This window comes from Streptomyces antibioticus (genome assembly GCF_002019855.1).
In the GTDB taxonomy this organism is placed as follows: domain Bacteria; phylum Actinomycetota; class Actinomycetes; order Streptomycetales; family Streptomycetaceae; genus Streptomyces; species Streptomyces antibioticus_B.
Map to the genome: position 1 here is coordinate 1,764,959 of NZ_CM007717.1, position 22,208 is coordinate 1,787,166.

At 72.0% G+C, this 22,208-nt stretch carries 18 protein-coding genes and 1 tRNA gene; 5 read left to right on the forward strand and 14 right to left on the reverse strand.

Features of this window, described 5'->3' with window-relative positions; genetic code table 11:
* Positions 1–18: 18 nt before the first annotated feature.
* The 6 genes from pdxT to pgsA all read right to left on the reverse strand — a co-directional run bounded on the left by pdxT (position 19) and on the right by pgsA (position 5,194).
* Complete coding sequence (gene pdxT, locus AFM16_RS07810; RefSeq protein WP_078632873.1) at positions 19–624, reverse strand: pyridoxal 5'-phosphate synthase glutaminase subunit PdxT; 606 nt, start codon at positions 622–624, stop codon at positions 19–21.
* Between the two features lie 6 nt (positions 625–630).
* Positions 631–1,536 (reverse strand): pyridoxal 5'-phosphate synthase lyase subunit PdxS, encoded by a 906-nt coding sequence (gene pdxS, locus AFM16_RS07815; RefSeq protein WP_030785956.1) that lies wholly within the window; start codon positions 1,534–1,536, stop codon positions 631–633.
* Between the two features lie 120 nt (positions 1,537–1,656).
* Complete coding sequence (locus AFM16_RS07820) at positions 1,657–2,199, reverse strand: LemA family protein (RefSeq protein ID WP_030785959.1); 543 nt, start codon at positions 2,197–2,199, stop codon at positions 1,657–1,659.
* A 129-nt stretch (positions 2,200–2,328) separates the two neighbouring features.
* Positions 2,329–3,495: a glycosyltransferase family 4 protein gene (locus tag AFM16_RS07825; RefSeq protein ID WP_078632874.1), complete on the reverse strand. Its 1,167-nt coding sequence runs from the start codon at positions 3,493–3,495 to the stop codon at positions 2,329–2,331.
* A complete protein-coding gene (locus AFM16_RS07830; RefSeq protein ID WP_078632875.1) occupies positions 3,492–4,400 on the reverse strand; it encodes a phosphatidylinositol mannoside acyltransferase in 909 nt (302 codons plus the stop codon). The genes AFM16_RS07825 and AFM16_RS07830 overlap by 4 nt, the downstream gene beginning before the upstream one ends.
* Entirely contained in the window at positions 4,397–5,194 is a 798-nt protein-coding gene (gene pgsA, locus AFM16_RS07835) for a phosphatidylinositol phosphate synthase (protein WP_078632876.1), read from the reverse strand. Before pgsA ends, AFM16_RS07830 begins: the two co-directional genes overlap by 4 nt.
* 298 nt (positions 5,195–5,492) lie before the next feature.
* On the opposite strand from pgsA, the gene AFM16_RS07840 reads away from it, so the two are divergent.
* Positions 5,493–7,688, forward strand: coding sequence for an elongation factor G-like protein EF-G2 (locus AFM16_RS07840; protein WP_078632877.1), 2,196 nt, complete (start codon positions 5,493–5,495; stop codon positions 7,686–7,688).
* A 186-nt stretch (positions 7,689–7,874) separates the two neighbouring features.
* The gene (locus tag AFM16_RS07845) at positions 7,875–9,527 is read left to right on the forward strand and encodes an AbeC-like domain-containing protein (RefSeq protein ID WP_078632878.1); all 1,653 of its coding nucleotides are present in this window, start codon (positions 7,875–7,877) and stop codon (positions 9,525–9,527) included.
* A gap of 17 nt (positions 9,528–9,544) precedes the next feature.
* On the opposite strand, the gene AFM16_RS07850 is transcribed toward AFM16_RS07845, so the two are convergent.
* Positions 9,545–10,108 (reverse strand): HIT family protein, encoded by a 564-nt coding sequence (locus tag AFM16_RS07850; RefSeq protein WP_078632879.1) that lies wholly within the window; start codon positions 10,106–10,108, stop codon positions 9,545–9,547.
* A 67-nt stretch (positions 10,109–10,175) separates the two neighbouring features.
* On the opposite strand from AFM16_RS07850, the gene AFM16_RS07855 reads away from it, so the two are divergent.
* Positions 10,176–10,850, forward strand: coding sequence for a potassium channel family protein (locus tag AFM16_RS07855; RefSeq protein WP_030785975.1), 675 nt, complete (start codon positions 10,176–10,178; stop codon positions 10,848–10,850).
* Positions 10,851–10,874: 24 nt separating this feature from the next.
* Here the strand turns inward: AFM16_RS07855 and thrS are convergent, their stop codons facing one another.
* From thrS to AFM16_RS07870, 3 genes are all read right to left on the reverse strand, one after another.
* Positions 10,875–12,851, reverse strand: coding sequence for a threonine--tRNA ligase (gene thrS / locus AFM16_RS07860; RefSeq protein ID WP_078632880.1), 1,977 nt, complete (start codon positions 12,849–12,851; stop codon positions 10,875–10,877).
* Positions 12,852–12,968: 117 nt separating this feature from the next.
* The gene (locus tag AFM16_RS07865; RefSeq protein ID WP_078632881.1) at positions 12,969–14,204 is read right to left on the reverse strand and encodes a serine/threonine-protein kinase; all 1,236 of its coding nucleotides are present in this window, start codon (positions 14,202–14,204) and stop codon (positions 12,969–12,971) included.
* Positions 14,201–14,767: a DUF4365 domain-containing protein gene (locus AFM16_RS07870; protein ID WP_030785981.1), complete on the reverse strand. Its 567-nt coding sequence runs from the start codon at positions 14,765–14,767 to the stop codon at positions 14,201–14,203. The genes AFM16_RS07865 and AFM16_RS07870 overlap by 4 nt, the downstream gene beginning before the upstream one ends.
* Positions 14,768–14,969: 202 nt before the next feature.
* Here AFM16_RS07870 and AFM16_RS07875 point away from each other — a divergent pair, with 202 nt between their 5' ends.
* A complete protein-coding gene (locus AFM16_RS07875; protein WP_030785983.1) occupies positions 14,970–15,695 on the forward strand; it encodes an exonuclease domain-containing protein in 726 nt (241 codons plus the stop codon).
* A gap of 63 nt (positions 15,696–15,758) precedes the next feature.
* On the opposite strand, the gene AFM16_RS07880 is transcribed toward AFM16_RS07875, so the two are convergent.
* Both AFM16_RS07880 and AFM16_RS07885 read right to left on the reverse strand, forming a co-directional pair.
* Positions 15,759–15,830: transfer RNA gene (locus AFM16_RS07880), tRNA-Val, on the reverse strand.
* A gap of 39 nt (positions 15,831–15,869) precedes the next feature.
* Positions 15,870–16,316, reverse strand: coding sequence for an SRPBCC family protein (locus AFM16_RS07885; protein WP_078632882.1), 447 nt, complete (start codon positions 16,314–16,316; stop codon positions 15,870–15,872).
* 101 nt (positions 16,317–16,417) lie between these two features.
* Between AFM16_RS07885 and AFM16_RS07890 the strand changes: the two genes are divergently transcribed.
* Positions 16,418–18,751 (forward strand): SCO7613 C-terminal domain-containing membrane protein, encoded by a 2,334-nt coding sequence (locus AFM16_RS07890; RefSeq protein WP_078632883.1) that lies wholly within the window; start codon positions 16,418–16,420, stop codon positions 18,749–18,751.
* 36 nt (positions 18,752–18,787) lie between these two features.
* Here AFM16_RS07890 and AFM16_RS07895 read toward each other — a convergent pair whose 3' ends face one another.
* Together AFM16_RS07895 and AFM16_RS07900 are read right to left on the reverse strand one after the other, a co-directional pair.
* Positions 18,788–21,526, reverse strand: coding sequence for an exo-rhamnogalacturonan lyase family protein (locus AFM16_RS07895; protein WP_078632884.1), 2,739 nt, complete (start codon positions 21,524–21,526; stop codon positions 18,788–18,790).
* Between the two features lie 83 nt (positions 21,527–21,609).
* Complete coding sequence (locus AFM16_RS07900) at positions 21,610–22,188, reverse strand: hypothetical protein (protein WP_078632885.1); 579 nt, start codon at positions 22,186–22,188, stop codon at positions 21,610–21,612.
* Positions 22,189–22,208: the final 20 nt, after the last annotated feature.

Below are 22,208 nucleotides of genomic sequence, written 5' to 3' on the forward strand. Positions count from 1 at the left end.
TAACGAACGCCAGAGATCCTACAAGGACTCCGCCGTGCCGTTCGCGCGCACCATGTCGACGAACAGGGCGTGCATCCGGTGGTCGCCGGTCAGTTCCGGGTGGAACGAGGTGGCCAGCGCGTTGCCCTGACGGACCGCGACGATATGGCCGTCGTGCTCGGCGAGCACCTCGGCCGCGGCGCTCACGGACTCCACCCAGGGGGCGCGGATGAAGACGCCCTCTACAGGATCGCCCTCGACGCCCTTGACGTCGACCGCCGCCTCGAAGGACTCGTTCTGGCGTCCGAAGGCGTTGCGGCGCACGATCATGTCGATCCCGCCGACGGTCTCCTGGCCCGAGCGCGGGTCGAGGATCTTGTCGGCGAGCATGATCAGGCCGGCGCAGGTGCCGTAGACCGGCATCCCGGCCCGCACCCGCGCGCGGAGAGGTTCCATCACGCCGAACAGGACGGCCAGCTTGGAGATGGTGGTGGACTCGCCGCCGGGGATGACCAGGCCGTCCACCTCGGCGAGTTCCTCGGGGCGCCGCACCGGCCTGGCCACGGCGTCGGCCGCGGCCAGGGCGACGAGGTGCTCCCGTACGTCGCCCTGGAGGGCCAGGACGCCGATGACAGGTGTGCTCATCGGGGACTACCAGCCGCGGTTGGCGTAGCGCTCGGCCTCGGGGAGGGTGTCGCAGTTGATGCCGACCATGGCCTCGCCGAGGTTGCGGGACGCGTCCGCGATGATCTTCGGGTCGTCGTAGAAGGTGGTGGCCTTCACGATGGCGGCGGCGCGCTTGGCCGGGTCGCCGGACTTGAAGATGCCGGAGCCGACGAAGACGCCCTCGGCGCCGAGCTGGCGCATCAGCGCGGCGTCGGCCGGGGTGGCCACACCGCCGGCGGAGAACAGCACGACCGGGAGCTTGCCCAGCTCGGCGACCTCCTTGACCAGCTCGTAGGGGGCGCGCAGCTCCTTGGCGGCGGCGTACAGCTCGTTGTTGTCGTAGCCGCGCAGACGGGCGATCTCGTTCTTGATCTGACGCAGGTGACGGACGGCCTCCACGACGTTGCCGGTGCCGGCCTCGCCCTTGGAGCGGATCATCGCGGCACCCTCGGCGATCCGGCGCAGGGCCTCACCGAGGTTGGTGGCGCCGCAGACGAACGGCGTCGTGAAGGCGAACTTGTCGCTGTGGTTGACCTCGTCGGCCGGGGTGAGGACCTCGGACTCGTCGATGTAGTCGACACCGAGGGACTGGAGCACCTGCGCCTCGACGAAGTGGCCGATGCGGGACTTCGCCATGACCGGGATCGAGACGGCCTCGATGATGCCCTCGATCATGTCCGGGTCGGACATCCGGGCCACGCCGCCGTCCTTGCGGATGTCGGCCGGGACCCGCTCCAGGGCCATGACGGCGACGGCGCCCGCGTCCTCGGCGATCTTCGCCTGCTCAGGCGTCACGACGTCCATGATCACGCCGCCCTTGAGCTGCTCGGCCATGCCGCGCTTCACACGGGCGGTGCCGATCTCGGGGGCCTGGTTCTCGATGCTGGACACGGGTTGACCTCGCTGAAGTGAAGGTGAGTTTCTGCAAAAACCGAGGAAACGCGAGCGGAGCAGTCCACTGCAAGGGCCAATGCAAAGCCGGTGGATCCTTTTGGCTCCGGTGCCCCGGTTTCAGGCCGCGCGCTCGACGAGGGCCGGCGGCGGCTCGTCGTCCATCTCGAAGGCCATCGGGAAGGGCGCGTGGCCGGCGAGGCGGAACCAGCGGACCTTGCGGTGCGCGCGCAGCCGCCGGGCCGCGCCGACGGCGTCGTTGTGGAACCGCCGGGCCATCGGCACGCGGCGTACCGCTTCGGTGAGTTCACCGGTCGCCGCCTCTCCGCCCGGTACCGCACGCACGGCTTCCACCTGCGCCGCGTCCGCGAAGACCGCCCGCAGGGCCTGGCTCAGATCGCTCTCGGCGACCTCGCGCTGTTCCTCCTCGCTCTGCCGTGCGGCGTGCGCGGCCTCGTACAGCACGATCGAGGCGGCCGGGTCGAGCACCCCGGAGGTGGCCAGTTCCTGCGCCACGGACGCCCGGCGCAGCAGTTGCGCGTCCAGCGCGGCACGCGTGGCGTCGATCCGGGCGTGCAGCCGATCCAGCCGCCCCGCCGTCCAGCTCAGATACAGACCGATCGCGACAAGCACGACGAGGGCCCAGATGAGTGTTCCGGTCACGCACGGCAGGCTACCGGTGCCCGGCCGCTCCGCCCGGGGCCGGATCAGGTCGGGTCATGCGCGCACACGCGTCGGGCCGGGCAGAGCGCGCCCTGCCGGCACGCGGCAGCCGCCCCGCCCCCTGGCGCCTCAGTCCCGCGCCAACCCCAGCCGCGACCGCAGCGACCCCCGGTCGTCGTCCGTCGCCGCGACCGCCGCCGCTCCCGCTGTGACCGTTTCGTAGACCGACAGGATGTCCGCGCCGACCGTCGACCAGTCGAAGCGGCGGACGTGGGCGCTGCCCCGCGCGCGGAGTTCCTCGCGGCGTCCGGGGTCGCCGAGGAGGCGGATCGCCGCGTCGGCCAGCGCGTCCGCGTCCTCGTTGGTGAAGAGTTCGCCCGCGGCTCCCTGGTCGAGGACCTGGGCGAAGGCGTCGAGGTCGGAGGCGAGCACCGGTGCCCCGGCGGACATGGCCTCGACGAGGATGATGCCGAAGCTCTCGCCGCCGGTGTTGGGGGCGACGTACAGGTCGACGCTGCGCAGGAAGCGGGCCTTGTCCTCGTCGCTGACCATGCCGAGGAACTCCACGCGCGAGCGCAGTTCCTTCGGCAGACCGGCCACCGCCTCCTCGGCGTCACCGCGCCCGGCGACCAGCAGCCGGGCCTCCGGCCGCTCGGCGAAGATCCTCGGCAGGGCCTTCATCAGCACCGGCAGGCCCTTGCGGGGCTCGTCGATACGGCCGACGAACCCGAGCGTTTCGCCCTGCCACTCGGCCTTGGGCTCGGCCTTCGCGAAGAAGTCGACGTCGACGCCGTTGGGGATGACGACCGCGTCCCCGCCGAGGTGCTCGACCAGGGTGCGGCGGGCGTACTCGCTCACGGCGATCCGCGCGCTGATCTTCTCCAGGGCGGCCTGGAGGATCGAGTACGCGGCGATCATCGCGCGCGAGCGCGGGTTGGAGGTGTGGAAGGTGGCCACGATCGGCCCCTGCGCCGCCCAGCAGGTCAGCAGCCCGAGCGAGGGCGAGGTCGGCTCGTGGATGTGGACGACGTCGAAGGAGCCGTCGTGCAGCCAGCGCCGCACGCGCGCGGCGCTGAGGAAGCCGAAGTTCAGCCGGGCCACCGAGCCGTTGTACGGCACCGGGACCGCGCGCCCGGCCGAGACGACGTACGGTGGCAGCGGGGTGTCGTCGTCCGCCGGGGCGAGCACGGACACCTCGTGGCCGAGCCGGATGAAGTACTCGGCGAGGTCGCGGATGTGGAACTGGACGCCGCCCGGCACGTCCCAGGAGTACGGGCAGACGATGCCGATCCTCACGCGGGCCCCTTGGTGGGATCGAGGTCCGAGAGCCACAACCGCTGAAGCATGTGCCAGTCCTCCGGATGGTCGGCGATGCCCGAGGCGAAGGCGTCCGCGAGCGCCTGTGTCATCACAGACGTCTTCTCGGCCCGGGTACCTGAGCCGGGTACCTCGATCGGGGGATGGACGCGGCCCCGCATGACGGGCGAGTCGTCGTACCAGAGGGTGACCGGCAGCAGCAGCGCGCCAGTCTGCTGGGCCAGCAGGGCGGGCCCCGCCGGCATGGTCGCCGTGTCGCCGAAGAACGTCACCTCGACGCCCGAGGCGGACAGATCGCGCTCGGCGACCAGACAGACCAGCCCGCCGTCGCGCAGCCGCCGCGCCAGGGTGCCGAAGGCGGAGCCGCCGTTGTGCGGCAGGACCTCCATGCCGAGGCCCTCGCGGTAGGCGACGAAACGGTCGTACAGCGTCTCCGGCTTGAGGCGTTCGGCGACCGTGGTGAACGGCGTCTTCAGCTCGGTGGTGACCCAGGCGCCCGCCAGGTCCCAGTTCGCCATGTGGGGCAGCGCGAGGATGACACCCCGGTCGGAGGCGATGCCGTCGGTCAGATGGTGGACGTCCAACGGCTCGAAGCCGGTCCTGATCCGCTCCTCGCTCCACGCGGGCAGCCGGAACGACTCCATCCAGTAGCGCAGGTACGAGCGCATGCCCGCGCGGGACAGCTCGGCCAGCCGCTCGGCGCCCGCGCCGGGCACCACGCGCGCGTAGTTGCTCTCCAGCCGCCGCACGCCCTTGCCGCGCTTCTTCCACGCGAGGTCCGCGATCGACCGGCCGAGGCGGACGGCGACCGGCTCGGGGAGCTTCTTGACGGCACCCCAGCCGAGTCCGTACAGCGCGTCGGTCAGCCGCTCCTGGGCGCTCACTTGGCCGCCTCGCTCCCCCGGGACGCGTTCTCGGAGGTCCTGGCGGCCCCGTTGCTCCCGGCACCCGGCTGCGCCTCCCCCGCGGTCTCCTCCGCCGCTTCCGCGGCTTCCGCCTCCGCCTCGGCCGACTCGCGCCGGACCGTGACGACCCGCTGGATCAGCGTGACCAGGCTGCCCACGGCCACGATCCACAGCGCGACCGGCAGCAGGTACTGGATGCCCGGCACACCGAACGCGTGCAGCCCCGCGAGGCCCGCCGCGACCAGCGAGATCACCAGGCGCTCCGCGCGCTCCACCAGACCGTTGACGGCAACCGGCAGCCCGATCGACTCGCCGCGCGCCTTGGTGTACGACACCACCTGACCGCTGGCCAGACAGAAGATCGAGACGGCGCACAGCGCGATGTCGTCACCGCCGCCCGCGTACCAGAGCGCGAACCCGGCGAAGATCGCCCCGTCGGCGACCCGGTCGAGCGTGGAGTCCAGGAACGCGCCCCACCTGCTGGAGCGGCCGAGCTGGCGGGCCATGTTGCCGTCGACCAGGTCGGAGAACACGAACAGCGTGATCACGATCGTGCCCCAGAAGAACTCTCCCTGGGGGAAGAAGACCAGCGCTCCCGCGACCACACCGGCGGTGCCGATCAGGGTGACCGTGTCGGGGCTGACCCCCCGCCTGATCAGAAACGAGGCGAACGGCGTGAGAACACGCGTGAAGAACGCACGCGCGTACTTGTTCAGCATGGCCTTCCCGAGGGTCGGTGGCCGCGCGGCCCCACTGGCCACCGGCTGGCCCATCGTAGCCACGCGCGCGTGTGTGCGACGGGCGGGCACCCGCACCAGGTGTCACGGCCACGCGGCATCCGGGTCACGGCACGGTCGCGCCCCGCACCCGCCGCGGCCGCGCGCACCGTCCCCGCCGCCACCCCGCACCCCTCCCACCAGGGCCGCCGCGCACCGCGCCGTCCGCCGTATGGACGGGCGGTGACGGGAGTGGAAAGCTCGAAGGACCGCGGGCGTCGCCGGAGCCGCCATCGCACGCGGGGCCGCCGTGCCCGCGCCCCCAGGGACCTCACCGTGCACGGGAGGCAAGGAAATGGGCGACAAGGCGCACACACACCCCGGAGCCGCCGGCAGGGCTACAGCGGCCGACCATCCCACGTCCGTACGGAATGTGGTGCTGGTCGGCCACTCCGGATCGGGCAAGACGACATTGGTGGAGGCTCTCGCGCTGACCGCGGGGGCCGTGAACCGGGCGGGCCGCGTGGAGGACGGCGGCACGGTCTCGGACTACGACGACATCGAGCACCGGCAGCAGCGCTCGGTACAGCTCTCCCTGGTGCCGGTCGAATGGGACGGCATCAAGGTCAACCTTCTGGACACCCCCGGATACGCCGACTTCGTCGGGGAACTCAGGGCCGGTCTGCGAGCGGCGGACGCGGCCCTCTTCGTCGTCTCGGCCTCGGACGGCGTGGACGGCTCCACCCGCATGGTGTGGGAGGAGTGCGCGGCGGTCGGCATGCCGCGCGCGATCGTGATCACGCATCTGGAGTCCGCGCGCGCGGACTTCGAGGAGATGACCCGGATCTGCGCCGAGGAGTTCGGCGGCGACGACCCGGACGCCGTCCTCCCGCTGTATCTGCCCCTGCACGGCCCGCAGGCCCCCGACGGGCACGCGCCCGTGACCGGTCTGACCGGGCTGCTCTCGCGCAAGCTGTTCGACTACTCCTCCGGCACCCGCGAGGAGTCCGAGCCGGGCGAGGACCAGGCGCCGGCCCTGGAGGAGGCCCGCAACCGCCTGATCGAGGGGATCATCGCCGAGAGCGAGGACGAGACCCTCATGGACCGCTATCTCGGCGGCGAGCAGGTCGACGTCAAGACACTCATCGACGACCTGGAGCGGGCCGTCGAACGCGGCGCGTTCTTCCCCGTCCTCGCCGCCGCGCCCGCCGCCGACGGCGCCCGGCAGGGCATCGGCACGGTCGAGCTGCTGGAACTCGTCACCCGGGGCTTCCCCACCCCCCTGGCACGCGAGGCACCCCAGGTCACCACGATCGACGGCGAGCCGCGCGAGCTGAAACGGTGCGATCCCGACGGGCCGCTGGTCGCCGAGGTCGTGAAGACCTCCTCCGACCCCTACGTGGGCCGCGTCTCCCTCGTCCGGGTCTTCTCCGGGACCCTGCGCGCCGACGACACCGTCCACGTCTCCGGCCACGGCCTGGCCGACCGGGGCCACGAGGACCACGACGTGGACGAACGCGTCGGCGCCCTGTCCGCGCCCTTCGGCAAACAGCAGCGGGCCCTCACCCACTGCATCGCGGGCGACCTCGCGTGCGTGGCGAAACTCGGCCGCGCCGAGACCGGCGACACCCTCTCCGCCAAGGACGACCCCCTCCTGATGGAACCCTGGCAGATGCCCGACCCGCTGCTGCCGCTCGCCATCGAGGCGCACAGCAAGGCCGACGAGGACAAGCTCTCGCAGGGCCTGTCCCGGCTGGTCGCCGAGGACCCCACCATGCGCCTGGAGCAGAACCAGCACACCCACCAGGTCGTCCTGTGGTGCCTCGGCGAGGCCCACGCGGACGTCGCCCTGGAACGGCTGCGCTCCCGCTACGGCGTCCAGGTCGACGTCGTCCCCCACAAGGTGTCCCTGCGCGAGACCTTCGCGGACAAGTCGGCCGGACGCGGCCGGCACGTCAAACAGTCCGGCGGACACGGCCAGTTCGCGATCTGCGAGATCGAGGTCGAACCGCTGCCGGGCGGTTCGGGCATCGAGTTCGTGGACAAGGTCGTCGGCGGCGCCGTACCGCGCCAGTTCATCCCCTCCGTCGAGAAGGGCGTACGCGCGCAGGCGGCGAAGGGACTGGTGGGCGGCCATCCACTGGTCGACGTACGGGTCACCCTGCTCGACGGCAAGGCCCACTCGGTGGACTCCTCCGACGCCGCCTTCCAGACGGCCGGAGCGCTCGCCCTGCGCGAGGCGGCCGGCGACGCCCGCATCCACCTCCTGGAACCCGTGGCCGAGGTGAGCGTGCTGGTCGGCGACGACTACGTGGGCGCCGTCATGAGCGACCTGTCGGGCCGGCGCGGCCGCGTCCTGGGCACCGAACAGGCGCCCGGCGGGCGCACCCTGGTGCGCGCCGAGGTGCCCGAGATCGAGATCGGCCGCTACGCGGTCGACCTGCGGTCGCTCTCCCACGGCACCGCCCGCTTCCAGCGGGCCTACGCACGCCACGAACCGATGCCCCCGCAGGTCGCGGAGAAAGTCCGCCAACAGGCCCAGGCCGGCTGACGGTTGGGGTGAAAGCACACTCAAGTGACCCGTGGGGAAGGTGATCCTCCGAATCGGCGGACGGCTCCGGCCGTCCGCCGACGGCCGCGCTCGGCGGAAGATACGCTGATGACCTGATCAACAGGTGTGCGCGGTACGGAAGTCGGGAAGGCCGCAGAAGCGGGACGGCGGCGAGTGGGGGCGGGAATGACCGTAGGGGACTTCTTCGGGCCACAGGTGCCCCGGACGGGCGGCGAGGGGCAGGCCCCGACGTACGCCCTGGCCTCGGCGGCCTACCGGGACACCCCGATGGAGGAGATCAAGAAGGCCGACAACGAATGGCACCAGTCGACGGTCAACAACGGCCGCCCCTGGGCGAAGATCTTCCGGCCCAACTTCGGCGAGGCGTACTCCCAGGCGGTCATCGACCGCATGCTGGGCGTCGGCCGCAGCCCCCTCATCCAGTCCTTCGGCAGCGAACCGCAGGTCGTCGTCGAGCACTGCCTCGCCGCCAACCGCATCCGCCGCGAACGCGACAAGAAGCTCACCGGCCTCATGCTGCTGTGCGGCGTGCTCTTCCTGCCGGGCCTGCTGGTGTGGCTGCTCGTCTTCCAACTGCGGGCCACCATGGGGAAGACGGACAACAAGCGGATCTCCGGCCTCGGCACCGGCCTCCTCGTCGCCGTGGGCGCGCTCGCCGTGCTCTTCCTCGTCAAGATGCCCTTCACCGGCCCCGTCGGGTGGTACGCGCGTGGCTGCGTCGTCGCCCCCGTCGCCGGCTGGTTCCTCGCCAAACGCGTCTGCGAACGCACCGCACAGGACCTGCGGGAGCGCTGGGGCGGCCTGCTGTCCGGCGGCAGCATCGGCGCCAAGGTCCCCGAGGCCGTGCCCACCAGCCCCGACCAGGCCGCCGCCGAACAACTCCGCCAGTCCCTGGCCCGGCTCAGCGCCGAACAGCAGTCCAACTCGGTCTTCTACGCCGGCCCCAAGGGCATCCTCGGCATGGGCACCCGCTGGGGCGCCTGGCATCTGGCGGAGGAACTCATCCCGGTCGACGAGGTCAAGGGCATCCACGAGTTCCGGAGCTGGACGGTCATCCGCGCCATCCACGACGAACTCAGCGTCCTGCACCGCCAGCGCCTCAAGACCGGCGGCTTCCCCGCCCCGACCGTACGGCACTGGATCGTCACCCATGTCGGCGAGAACGCCAAGGCCGTCGCCCGCCCCGAGGGCACCGACGTCGAGGCATACCAGGTCAAGCCCCGCGCCGTGGAGGACATCTGCAACAACCAGCAGTTCGACGGCGGCGACCGGCACTACCTGGGCGTGCAGTGGCCCCACCTGTGGAACGGCGACCTCATCCTCACCCTCATGATCACCGTGACGGTCCTCAAGGAGACCCTGCGCATCGAGGTCACCGGCCACGCCCTCGGCCCCGTCAACGGCCTGTTCAGCGGCAAGCCCGAGGCCCCCACCAAGGAGGTCGCCAAGACCGTCCGCTTCTGGGAGACCCGGACGATCAAGCTCCCCCTCGTCACCCCCGACGAGGTCGTACGCCTCGCCGCCCGCGCCACCATCAGCTGGTACCCGCCGCTGCTCAAGTGGCTCGGCGGCTCCATCGGCCTGCCCGAACCCTTCGGCCTGCGGCACGCCTGGGCCGACCAGCCCTGGCGCCACCGCTTCATGGCCGACGACGCCCTGCGCGCCGCCACCCCGGTCCTGCGCGCCGTCCACCGCGCCGCGCTCCGCGTGCTCAAGGAGCACGACGTCGACACCGACAAGTTCAGCACCCGCGCGTCCGCGCTCAGCGGGGCGGTCCAGGACGTCTCACCCAAGAAGGCGGACACCTACGACGCCTAGACCGCCGGCCACCGTGCTCAGGAACCCGCGTCCCAGGCGTCCGCCAGCATCTTGCGCGTGTCCGCCAGAAGCTGCGGCAGCACACGCGTGTGCCCCACCACCGGCATGAAGTTCGTGTCCCCGCCCCAGCGGGGCACGATGTGCTGGTGCAGATGCGCGGCGATCCCCGCACCCGCCACCCCGCCCTGATTCATACCGATGTTGAAGCCCTGCGCCCCCGACGCGGCACGCAACGCCGTCATCGCCTGCTTCGTCAGCTCCGCCAGCTCGGCCGTCTCAGGACCGGTCAGATCGGTGTAGTCCGCCACATGCCGATAAGGGACGGTCATCAGATGACCGCCGTTGTACGGATACAGATTCAGCACCGCGTACACATGCTCACCGCGCCGGACGATCAGACCGTCCTCGTCCGATTTCGCCGGGATCGAGCAGAACGGACAGCCGTCGCCGGCCCCCGGACCGGTCGGCTTGTTCTCGCCCTGGATGTACGCCATCCGGTGGGGCGTCCACAGGCGCTGGAACGCGTCCTGCGTCCCCACTCCGATCTGCTGTTCCGGCTCACTCGTCATGCAAGGCAGCATATTGCTTCGCCCGTTCGCGGCGTGTCGCCGGGGCCACGCCCGACACCCCCCGGGCGAAGCTGGCCCGATGGACGTCAACGCACGCACCGCCCGCTGGGAGGACCACGTCGAGCTACCGCTCGCCGCCGCCTCGACGCTCTACCTCGCCGCGTACGCCGTCCACGTCCTCGCCCCCGGCCTGCCCGAGATCTGGCACGACATCTGCCTCGGCACGCTCTACGCGGCCTGGGCGGCCTTCGCCGTCGACTACGCCGTGCGCTGGCGCTTCAGCGGGCGCGGCCCCGGCTTCGTACGGTCGCACTGGCTCGACACCCTCGTGCTCGTCCTGCCCCTGCTGCGCCCCCTCAGGATCGTCAAGGCGTACGAGACCATGGAACGCCGCCACGGACGGCCCCTGCTCCCCCTGTACGCGCGCGTGGTCACCTACGCCGGGATGGCGACCGCGCTGCTCGGCTTCTCCGGCGCCCTCGCCGTCTACCAGCAGGAGCGCTACGCCCCCGGGGCCAGCATCCGCACCTTCGGCGACTCCCTGTGGTGGACCTGCGCCACACTCGCGACCGTCGGCTACGGCGATGTCGTACCGGTGACGACGAAGGGCCGGGTGATCGCCGTCGGCATGATGGCGTGCGGCCTGGCCCTCCTTGGCGCGGTCACCGGCTCCTTCTCCTCCTGGCTGCTCCAGGTGTTCTCCCGCCAGGGCGACGAAAGGCCCCCGGGGAGCGGAAACGCCCCGGGGGCCTGAGACCTCGCGTCAGCGGGGACCACGTCACACCTGCACGCGACGCTCCACCACGTCGACGAGCTTGGCGATGGCCAGGTCACGGGGGATCCCGTTCTCCTGCGAACCGTCGCGGTAGCGGAAGGACACCGTGCCGCCGTGCATGTCGTCGTCACCGACGATGATCATGAACGGGACCTTGAGCTTCTGCTGCGTGCGGATCTTCTTCTGCATACGGTCCGACGACGAGTCCACCTCGACGCGCAGGCCCTTCCGCCGGGCCTCCGCGGCGAACTCCTCCAGGTACTCCACGTGCGCGTCGCCCACCGGGATGCCCACCGCCTGCACCGGCGCCAGCCACGCCGGGAACGCGCCCGCGTAGTGCTCAAGCAGCACCGCGAAGAACCGCTCGATGGAGCCGAACAGCGCGCGGTGGATCATGACCGGACGCTGCTTGGAGCCGTCCGGGCCGGTGTACTCCAGGTCGAAGCGCTCGGGCAGGTTGAAGTCGAGCTGGATGGTCGACATCTGCCAGGTGCGGCCGATGGCGTCCTTGGCCTGCACGGAGATCTTCGGGCCGTAGAACGCGGCGCCACCCGGGTCGGGCACGAGCGGCAGACCCTGCTTCTCGGCGACCTGGCGGAGCGTCTCGGTGGCCTCTTCCCACGCCTCGTCGGAGCCGACGAACTTGGTCTCGTCCTTGGTGGACAGCTCCAGGTAGAAGTCCTCCAGGCCGTAGTCCCGCAGCAGACCGAGGACGAAGGTGAGCGTCTTGTCCAGTTCCTCGGACATCTGCTCACGGGTGCAGTAGATGTGCGCGTCGTCCTGGGTGAAGCCGCGCGCACGGGTCAGACCGTGCACGACGCCCGACTTCTCGTACCGGTACACGGTCCCGAACTCGAAGAGGCGCAGCGGCAGTTCACGGTAGGAGCGGCCGCGCGCGTCGAAGATCAGGTTGTGCATCGGGCAGTTCATGGGCTTGAGGTAGTAGTCCACGCCCTCGTCGAGCTGCATGGGCGGGTACATGCCGTCGGCGTACCAGTCCAGGTGCCCGGACGTCTCGAAAAGCTTTCCCTTCGTCGCGTGCGGGGTGTAGACGAACTCGTAGCCTTCCTCGGCGTGCCTGTTACGCGAGTAGTCCTCCATGACCCGGCGGATGATGCCGCCCTTGGGGTGGAAGACGGCGAGGCCGGAGCCGATCTGCTCGGGGATGGAGAACAGGTCCAGCTCGGCGCCCAGCTTGCGGTGGTCGCGCTTCTCGGCCTCGGCGAGGAAGTCGAGGTACGCCTTCAGCTCGTCCTTGGACGGCCAGGCGGTCCCGTAGATGCGCTGGAGCTGCTTGTTCTTCTCGCTTCCACGCCAGTACGCGGAGGCGTTGCGCATCAGCTTGAACGCCGGGATCAGCCGGGTGGACGGCAGGTGGGGACCGCGGCAGAGGTCCTTCCAGCACAGCTCGCCGGTCTTGGCGTCGAGGTTGTCGTAGATCGTCAGCTCGCCGGCGCCGACCTCGACGTCCGCGCCGTCGTCGTGGGAGGCGGAACCCTTGAGGCCGATCAGTTCCAGCTTGTACGGCTCGTCGGCCAGCTCGGCGCGGGCCTCCTCGTCCGTGACGACGCGGCGGGCGAACTTCTGCCCGCGCTTCTGGATCTCCTGCATCTTCTTCTCGATGGCCTTGAGGTCATCGGGGTGGAAGGGCTTCTCGACGTCGAAGTCGTAGTAGAAGCCGTCCTTGACCGGCGGGCCGATGCCCAGCTTGGCCTCGGGGAACAGCTCCTGCACGGCCTGGGCGAGGACGTGCGCGGTGGAGTGGCGCAGGATGTTGAGGCCGTCGTCGGAGGTGATCTCGACGCCCTCGACCTCCTCGCCGTCGGAGAGCACGTACGACAGGTCGCGCAGCTCGCCGCCCACGCGCGCGGCGACGATGGAGCGCTCGCCGGCGAAGAGGTCGGCGGCCGTAGTGCCCGTCGTCACCGTGCGCTCTTCCCGCTCGGAATCGCGTTGGATGATCACACGGACGTCTGACACCGGTCTCTCCTGACTGCTGGTGGGTGCGGCGCCGTACTGTGAGCGCGCGCATTAGGGGATCGTACCGACCCGCACCCGTGGACCGCGAAACCAATAGCGGCGACCGGGGTGCTCCGCTCAGTCGGGGCGGTCGTCGCCGCCGCAGGTCTCCTCGAAGAAGGCCGTGATCTCGGCGGTCTCCTGCAGCGACTTCATCAGCCGGTCCCGCTCGGCCTCGTCGACCTGCACGGGGGTGACTTCTCCGGCCTCGCCGAGTCTGCGGAAGCCGCCCCGGCTCTCCAGGCGTCCGCGGACGGTCACGGGCAGTCCGACGAGGTGGGCCTGTCCGGCGATGCGGTAGTCGTCCTCGGCGAGGGCGACGCGGACGTACGGGATGTCGGCGCCGGTGAGGACCCTCAGCCGGACGCTGCCCTCGCCGCGCGGTCCGGTGCGGCGCAGGCGGACCACGGCGCCGGTGATCCGGACCGGTACGGAGGGTTCGGCGCGCAGGTAGCGGGCGCCGGCCTCGCGCAGCGCGGTCAGGTCGCCGGGTGAGAACTCCAGGGGTCCGGCGTTCGCCGCGCAGTCCGCGGGGACGCCGGCCGCGGGGGCCCAGGCGACGGCGATGCGGGCGCCTTCGGTGCCGCGGACGAGGGCGACGAGCGCCTCGGTCAGTTCGCGGCTGGCGCCGGCCGCGACGGCGCCGTCGAAGGCGTCGGTGCGGCCGGTGGCGCGCTGGTAGTCGATGGCCTCGCGGACGGCGTGCAGGGCCTGGTGGAGGCGTACGGCGAGGGCGCGGCCGGGGTCGGCGGGGACGAAGGCGGTGAGGGCGCGGCCGTCGGTGGCGGGTCCGACGAGGACGTGGCCGAGGAGGGCGGTGGCGGCGCGGCGGTGGCGGGCGCCGTGGTAGCCGGCTCGTGCGCGGGTGGCGAGGGCGCCGGCGAGGAGCATCTGGCGGGCGGCGGTGCGGAGTTGTTCGTCGGCGGTCCAGGGGGCGGTTCCGGCGGGGCCGTCGGGGACGTCGCGCCACCAGCGGATCTCGTCGCTGGGTACGGCGAGTCCGACGAGGACCTCGCGTGCGGAGGGTGCGGCGCTGCGGGCGAGGGCTTGGAGGGCCTCGCCGAGGAGGTCGTCGCTGTCGGGGAAGGCGCGGCTCTCGGGGACGAGGAGGCTGGTGCCGGTGGCGGCGGGGCCGGGTGGGGTCCAGCGGCCGTAGCGTCCGGTGGCGCCGCCGCGGCGCTGCCAGCCGTGGCGGCGCAGGAGGGCGGCGAGGACGGCGGGGTCGACGGTGCCGGGCTCGGGGGGACGGTTCCAGTGGGTCTCGGGGTGGGGTCGTACGGGGCGTACGGTGCCGTCGAGGGGGCGGTGGGTCATGGTCTGCCTCCCGTCCCGACCCGCGTCATGATCTCGCACAGGGCCCGGTCGTCGAAGACGCGTGAGGTGGGGATCCGCACGGTGGTGCGGGTGCGTCCGGTGACGGGGTGACCGGCCAGGTTGACCCAGTAGCAGCAGTGCCGCAGGTCGAGGCGGTCGTGTCCGGCGCGCAGCCACTGGTCCTGGGAGCGGGGGACGATCATCACGACGAGGATCTTGTGGACGGAGACCGGGGTGCGGGCGAGTTTGCGCAGGTGGTCGTTGTCGAGCGTGAAGGAGAAGAACCTGCCCGGGGGGTCGGGCGGGATCTGGTACGTCGCCTTGAGCTGGACCTTGATGGTGACCTCGTCGTCCACGGTGTGGCCGGGGGCGCTGTGGCTGACGTGCCAGTCGATGCCGTTGTCCGGGAAGGGCTGGGACAACGAGCAGCCGGCGGCGGCCGCGACGGCGTGGAGGTAGCCGACCTGCAGGGTTTCCATGCAGGCGGTGGTGGCGAGTGTGCCGCGATGGGGGCCCGTGGTCCGGGGCAGCAGCCCGCCCCGCTCGGGCTGCGCTATCGCCATGACGAACAGCCTTCCCAGCCAAGTGAGTTGCCCGGAACCGGGCCGAGTGATGTGCGGGTGGATCCCGCCGCGGGCCGCTGAACTGCAAAGACCCGTACTCCTGTTGTGTCCTTCCGGCGTACGGCGCAAACAGCCCGGGTATCACCAAACGGGCGGAAGACGGTGCGTCAGCCGCCGTGGGTGAACGAGGGGTTGTGTTGGTATGTCGTACTGGTACGAGGGCCCGTTGGCCGCCTTCGACACGGAGACGACGGGTGTCGATGTGGAGTCCGACCGGATCGTGTCGGCCGCGCTGGTCGTGCAGGACGCTCCGGGTGTCCGGCCGAGGGTGACCCGTTGGCTGGTGAATCCCGGGGTGCCGGTGCCGGCCGCGGCGACGGCGGTGCACGGGCTGAGCGAGGAGCATCTTCAGCGCAACGGCCGCTGGCCGGCGCCGGTGATGTTCGAGATAGCCGAGCTGCTCGCCGAACAGGCGGCGGCGGGGCGGCCGTTGGTCGTGATGAACGCGCCGTTCGATCTGACGCTGCTGGACCGCGAGTTGCGTCGGCATCGTGCGTCGTCGCTGGATCACTGGCTGGAGCCGGCGCCTTTGCGGGTGCTGGATCCGCGGGTGCTGGACCGGCATCTGGACCGGTATCGCAAGGGCCGTCGTACGCTCACCGATCTGTGCGCGCACTACGAGGTGACGTTGTCGGACGCGCATGACGCGGCGGCGGACGCGCTGGCGGCGCTGGAGGTGGTGCGTGCGGTGGGCCGGCGGTTCGCGGCCCGGCTGGAGCGGCTGTCCCCGGCGGATCTGCACGCGCTCCAGACGGCGTGGCACGCGGCCCAGGCGCGGGGTCTCCAGGCGTGGTTCGCGCGCAGTGGCACTCCGGAGACGGTGGACACGTCGTGGCCGCTGCGCCCGGAGCTGCCGGCGGCGGCCTGAGGGCGCGTTCGGTCCCGGACGCGGAAGAACCGGCCCGCGGTGTGCGGACCGGTTCTGTCCCGGTGGGCGATACTGGGTTCGAACCAGTGACCTCTTCGGTGTGAACGAAGCGCTCTCCCACTGAGCTAATCGCCCGGGAACGCACTGAACCATACAGGGCTTCGCGCGCTTGGTTCAAACCGTTCGCAGGTAGGCGGTGAGTCCGCGGCGTCCGGCGCGCATCATCAGCCGGTGGTTGGCGCGGAACACCGGCCGTCCGGGGACGGCGAACCGCCTGAGCAACGGCTTGTTGACGTCGACGACCTGTTCGTAGCGGGCGAGGGTGCCGGTGCCGTCGGGGGTGAGGGTCCAGCGGGCCCAGCCGTCGAGGTCGCCGGACATCCGGATCTCCAGCACTCCGGCGTGTGGATCGCGGCGTACCTCGCGGGCGGTGAAGGTCATGTCGTAGGGCAGGAGCGAGCGGATGCGGACGACGCCTGCCGTGTCGTCGATCGGGGTGACCTCGCGGACCTGGCGCCACCAGCGCGGGTAGTCCTCGGCCCGTTCCAGGGCGCGGTAGACGGCGGCGGGCGGGGCGGGCAGCCACCAGCGGGCGAGGAAGCGGTAGTGGTTCCGGTCCATGGGCCGAGTGTGCCCGTACGGGGGTGGGGCGGGCGGCATTTGAGTACGGTCTGAGTACCCGTACCCATGGCAGGGGTCGTGACGGCGGCCACACTCCAGGTATGACGCATATTCCGCCTCCTGCCGAGGAACTGCGGCTCCTCGACAACGAGCTGCGCCGACTGGACGCCCGGCGGGCCCAGTTGCTGGCCCGTCGCGCCTGGCTGATCACGGCGCTCCAGCAGGTACGGCCGCTCGCCGCGACCGCGCCGCAGCCGGTGGCACCGGTGGCGCCCCGGCGCGAGGCCACCGCGCCCGGTGTGCAGAACGTCCTGCTGCTGCTCGGCGGCATTCTGCTGACCGTGGCGGCGATGGTGTTCACCCTGGTGAGCTGGGGTCATCTGGGGATCGTGGGCCGTTCCGCGGTGCTGGGCGCGGTCACGCTCGCGGTGCTCGCCGCGCCGGTGGCGCTGCTGCGGCGTTCGCTGCGGTCGACCGCCGAGGCGGTCGCGGGTCTCGGCCTGGCGCTGACCGTGCTGGACGCGTACGCGCTGCACGAGGCGGCGTTCCAGGGGTCGGACGGCACGACGTACCTGGCGGTGTGCACGACGACGCTGGCTCTGCTGTGGACGGCGTACGGTACGGCGCTCGGTGCGCTGCGGCTGCCGCGTCCGGCGGCGCTGGTGGTGGCTCAGCTCCCGGTGCCGCTGTGGGTGGCGGCGGCGGGTGGCGGGTTGTGGACGGCGGCGGCCGGGGTGCTGCTGACGGCCGCGTTCGACGTGGCGGTGGCGCTGCGCGGGTCCGCGCGGCCGGTCCGGGTGGTGGCCGTGGTGTGCGCGATCGGCTCGGGCGCCTGGGGTGTGCTGGCGGCCGGGGTGCTCGCGCTGGAGGCGTCGGGGCCGGCCGGTGCGGGCCGTGCGGCGGTGCTGTTCGCGCTGGCGGCGGCGATCGCGGTGGCCACGGCCTGGTACAGCCCCCGGTCCGACGTCGCGCAGGTCACGGCGGCGGTCGGCGGTCTTCTTCTGGTGGCCGGTGCGGGTGGTGTGCTGCGGGTGACGGTGTCCGACACCTGGTTGGTGCCGGCGCTGCTGGTGTGCGGGATCGCGCTGCTGGCCGTGGTGCGGGTGCCGGACGCGGTGCGCCAGGGTCTGGCCGTGGCATCGGCCGTCGTCCAGGGCCTGGCGCTGCTGTCGGCGCTGCCGGCCGTGGCCGCGACGGTGCTGGGTCCGCTGGGGCGGATCGGTGACGTGTGGTCCGGGACTCCGGTGGACGCCCGCGACGCGGCGACGCTCGGTGGGGTCTGGCCGTCCGGCGCGGACACCGCTCCCCTGGTGCTCGCCCTGGTCGCGGCCGTCCTGGTGGTGCGTGGGGGTGTGTGGCGGCAGTGGGCGCTGCCGCCGGCCTGGGCGGCGGTCGTGGTGCTGCCGGCCGCGCTGCAACTGCCGTACGTGGTGGGCCTGTCGGTGCAGGGTCTGGTGGTGGCCGGGCTACTGGCGGCGGCGACCGCGACGGCTCCGGTGGCGCTGTGGCTCGCCGTGGTGACGTCGGCCGGTGTCGCCTTCGTGTCCCTGGCCACCGAGGCGGCGACGCTCACGGTCCTCGCGGTGCTGACGGCGCTGTTCGCGGCGGCGGCCCGGCAGGGCCGGCACGCGCCGGTGACGGCGGCCGTGTCGCTCGGGTACGCCACGGCGCTGGCCGGTGCGGTGGGCGCCGCGGCGGGCTGGCGTCCGGAGCACGTCGCGCTGCTGGTGCTGGCGGTCCCGGTGGCCGCGGCCCTGCTCGCGCCCCGGATCATCGATCCCGCCACCGTGCTCGCGGTGGAGATCACCGGCGCCGTCGCGGGTGTCGTCGCGATCGGTCTCGCGGTCTTCGACGCGCCGCTGCTCGCGCTGGTGCTGGCCCTGTGCGGGGTGATCGCGGCGGGCACGGCGATACGGCCCGACCGGCGCGGTGCCGGGTACGCGGCCGCCGTCCTGTTCGTGCTGGCCACCTGGGTACGGCTGGCGGCCTGGCAGGTGGACCTCGTCGAGGCGTACACCCTGCCGGTCACGGTCCCGGCGCTGGTCGTCGGCTTCCTGCGCCGGCACCGCGCCCCGGTGACCTCGTCCTGGACGGCGTACGGTCCGGGGCTCGCCGCCACGCTGCTGCCGAGCCTGGCCGCCGTCCAGCACGACCCGGAGTGGCTGCGTCCGCTGCTGCTCGGCGCGGCGGCGCTGCTGGTCACCCTGCTGGGCGCCCGGCGCCGGCTCCAGGCGCCGCTGGTGCTCGGCGGCGCGGTGCTGGTCCTGGTCGCGCTGCACGAACTGGCCCCGTATCTGGTCCAGTTCGCCGACGCGCTGCCGCGCTGGGTGCCTCCCGCCCTCGCCGGACTGCTGCTGCTCGGCGTCGGTGCGACCTACGAACAGCGGCTGCGTGACGTACGGCGGGTGCGGGAGGTCCTGGGGCGGATGAGCTAGCCGGCGGCCACGACGGCCCGGCCGCAACGGCCCCCGCTACGACGGCATCCGGTCGCCGAGGAGGGCCAGGTTCTCGATGGCGGCGAGGCCGTAGAGGGCGGTGTCGTTGGTGGAGACCCAGGCGGCCTCGCTGCCCGCGACCAGGGCGGCGGGGCCGCTCACGGGTTCCGTCTTCCAGGGCGCGGACTCGGTGTAGCCGTCGGAGTCGTAGAACTTCTGCCACGCCCGTCGTGCGAGCGCGTCGTCGCCGGTCTGTACGGCGGCGTAGGCGTCGAGGCGGGAGTGGCCCTGGAAGAGCAGCAGGGTGCCGAAGTTGCTGCCGTAGCGTGCCGCCTGTTCGGCCTTGGTGGCGTTGAAGTAGCGGCAGTAGTCGTAGTAGGCGTCGGCGAAGGCCGGCATGTCGACCAGGTGGATGAGTTCGGCGCACAGTTCGTTGAGGCCGAAGACGGCGGACAGGTGGGAGACGCCGACGACGGGCGCGGTGGCGACGGCGAACCGGCCGGTGTCCAGGTCGTACAGGCCGCTTCCCTGCACGAAGCCGTTGGGCTGGGCGGCGATGGTCTCCATGGTGGACAGCACGCGGGCCCTGGCCTTCTCCCACTGGGGGCCCTTGCGCTCCCACTCGGTGAGCCAGGCGGAGACCAGGCCGCTCCAGTCGGTGCCGAAGCCGATCGACAGGGCGTGCCGGTCGGGTGTGTAGGGCTCGGTGCGGATCTTGCGCAGCGGGTCGAGGGCGAGGAAGGTCTCGTCGGAGTCGACGGTGGCGTGCATGAGGTCGCCGACGCGTTCGTCGGCGGTGAGGAAGTAGTAGTAGCGGCGGTAGGTGGTGTTGGCGATGCGCTGCTGTTTGGCGCTGTCGGCGTAGTGCTGGACGCCGTGCCGGGTGCCCAGGCCCGCCCACTGTCCGATGTGGTAGACGTCGACCTCGCCGGTGTGCCGGGTCATGGACTCGGCGAAGCGGAAGATGTCGGCGCGTCCTGAGCGCAGATAGGCGAACCAGAGCCAGAGGTCCGGGGAGAGTTCGGAGTTGTCCCAGGCGTAGCCGCCGACGTCGTAGCGCCACTGGTGCCGGACGGTGTCGTAGGTGTGCATGATGTCGCCGTGGTCCCAGAAGCCGTACCAACGGCGTTGCTCCACCTGGTCCTTGTAGTAGGTGAAGAGGAAGTCGAGATGGTCCTCGATCTTCGCCTTGGCGGGGGTGGAGCGGTCCGGTTCGGAGTAGAGGCCGGGGCCGAAGACCTTGGCCTTGATGAGCTGGGCGGGCGGGGCGGCGAGTTGGGGCAGGACGCGGACGGCCTCGATCTGCGCGGCGAGTTGCTCGGGCGTGGGCGTCGACTCGTTGGCCCAGAAGAGGAGTTCGGAGGTGCGGGCGATGCCGTAGGGGGTGCCGAAGCCGGGTTCGTAGTCCTCGTAGGTGATGTTGAGCCCTTCGAGCTGTTCGGGGAAGGTGTCCTGGCCCATGCCGTCGTGGTAGAAGCGCAGGTCCATGGGCTGTGCCTCGGGCGACCAGAGCCAGAGGGTGATCTCGGCGGCGTCGGTGTGGGCGTCGCGGATGTCGAGCTGGGAGGGGTGGCTCTCCCAGAAGTCCCGCAGTCCGAAGGAGAATCCGCCGCTCGGGCCGCCGACGTAGCCGAGGCCGGAGGCCCGTCGGCCGCCGCCGGCGGCGATCCAGCCGTGGCCCTTCTTGGTGCGCTTGCGCACGGTGAAGCCGTCGGCGGAGAGCTGGGAGAGGGTGTAGTCGCCCCATTCGGGGATGTACGGGAGGCGGGTGGTGACCCGCTGGTCCCAGGTGGCCGGGTCGGGGAGTTTCTCGCCCGCGTACTGGGCGGCCTGGACGGCGGCGCCGGGGTCGCGGCGCAGTCCGGTGACGCCTTTGACGGCCTCGCGCAGCAGGCCGGTGCCCTCGCCGCCGATGCGGATGTGGCGGTCGTAGGACGCGTCGCGCATCGGGACGGTGAAGCGGACGCCGAGGCCGCGGACGAAGTCCCCGCTCGCCCTGCCGGGTTCCTGCCTGCCGTCGTAGGTGACGGTGTGGACCATGCGGAAGGAGTCGGCGCCCGCGTAGAAGTAGAGGCGGATCGAGAACGGCAGCCAACTGCGGTTTCCCTTGCGGTGTTTGCCGTCGATGCGGACCACCGCCCGGACCGGGCCGTCCTGTTCGACGGTCACTTCGCCGATGACGCCCTCGAAGCGTTCGGTCCTGACGGTGCCCTGGTCCTCGTCCTCGATCTCGGGCTGCCGGACCAGGACCAGTCGGCCGTTCCTGGCGATCTCGGTGGTGCCGCGGGTGACGGACTTGACGAGTGTGGCGCCGGACGTGCCGATCCGCGCGGTGATCACCCCGGTGGAGACGACGACGGTGCCGCCGCTCCTGCGGACGGTGACCTTCCGGGCCGGTACGGCCGCCTCGCCCGCGGTGAGGGTGAGCTTGCCCTTGCCCGAACCGACCGCGTGGGCGGTCCACTTGAGGGAGCCGTCCGGCCAGAAGGCGAGCGGCCAGGACTGCACGGGCACGGCCTTGCCGTCCACGTCGGTGACGGCGAAGGTCCGGCCTTCCGGGTGGAGGCCCTGCGGCCAGGGCACGCCGAGCGTGGAGCCGGGTGCGGCGCCGAGGCCGCCGTCCTCCAGCCAGTCCAGGGTCACGGGTGAGTCGTCGGCGTCCGCGGCTCTCGGCGCGGCCTGCGCGGCCTCGGCCCCCGGCGCCCAACTGAACTGCGCGGCGACACCGGCGACGGCGGCCGCCTTGAGGAGGGACCTGCGGGGGATGGGAGACATGCTCTTTCCTTCCGTGCGGGAGGCGAACAAAGTGGTCAGGGGCATGACAGACAGAGAGCGCCCACGTGCCGGGCCGCCGCGGGTCAGCGGTGCCGGTGGCGTTCCTCCACGGCGACGGCCGCCGCCGCGACGGCCCCCAGCACGGGAACCGCCAGCGGCGCGACGAACAGCGCGGACAGGGCCACGACGCCGAGGCCGCCCACGATCAGGAACGAACCGGCGGGATCGAGCACGGTGCGCCGCCCGGCGTCCGCGAGCAGCGCCCGCCAGGACGCGCCGGGCGTCCAGCCGGCCGCCGCCCGCAGCACGGCCACGACCAGCCCGATCAGCGCCAGGACGCCCACGGCCCCGACGAACGGCCCGCCGGGGATCCCGGCCCGTACGGCCAGGACGTCCACCCGGACCGCGGCGGCCGCCGCCCACCCGGCGAGCCCGACGGCCCACCCGCCGCGCACGGCCGTACGGAAGTCGCGGACGAACTCCCGCAGGCCGCCGCCCTCGTGGCCGACGCGCCGGCGAAGGTGCCGGGCCCCGGCCGCGAAGGCCGCGGGCCAGGTGACGACCCCGAGCGAGGCGACGGCGATCCACACACCGGTGAGCAGGGACTCGGCGAACACGGCGAACCGCTCGCCCCCGAGGAAGGACGCCCGGCGGGCCTTCACCGGCGCTGTGGCTCGGTCCA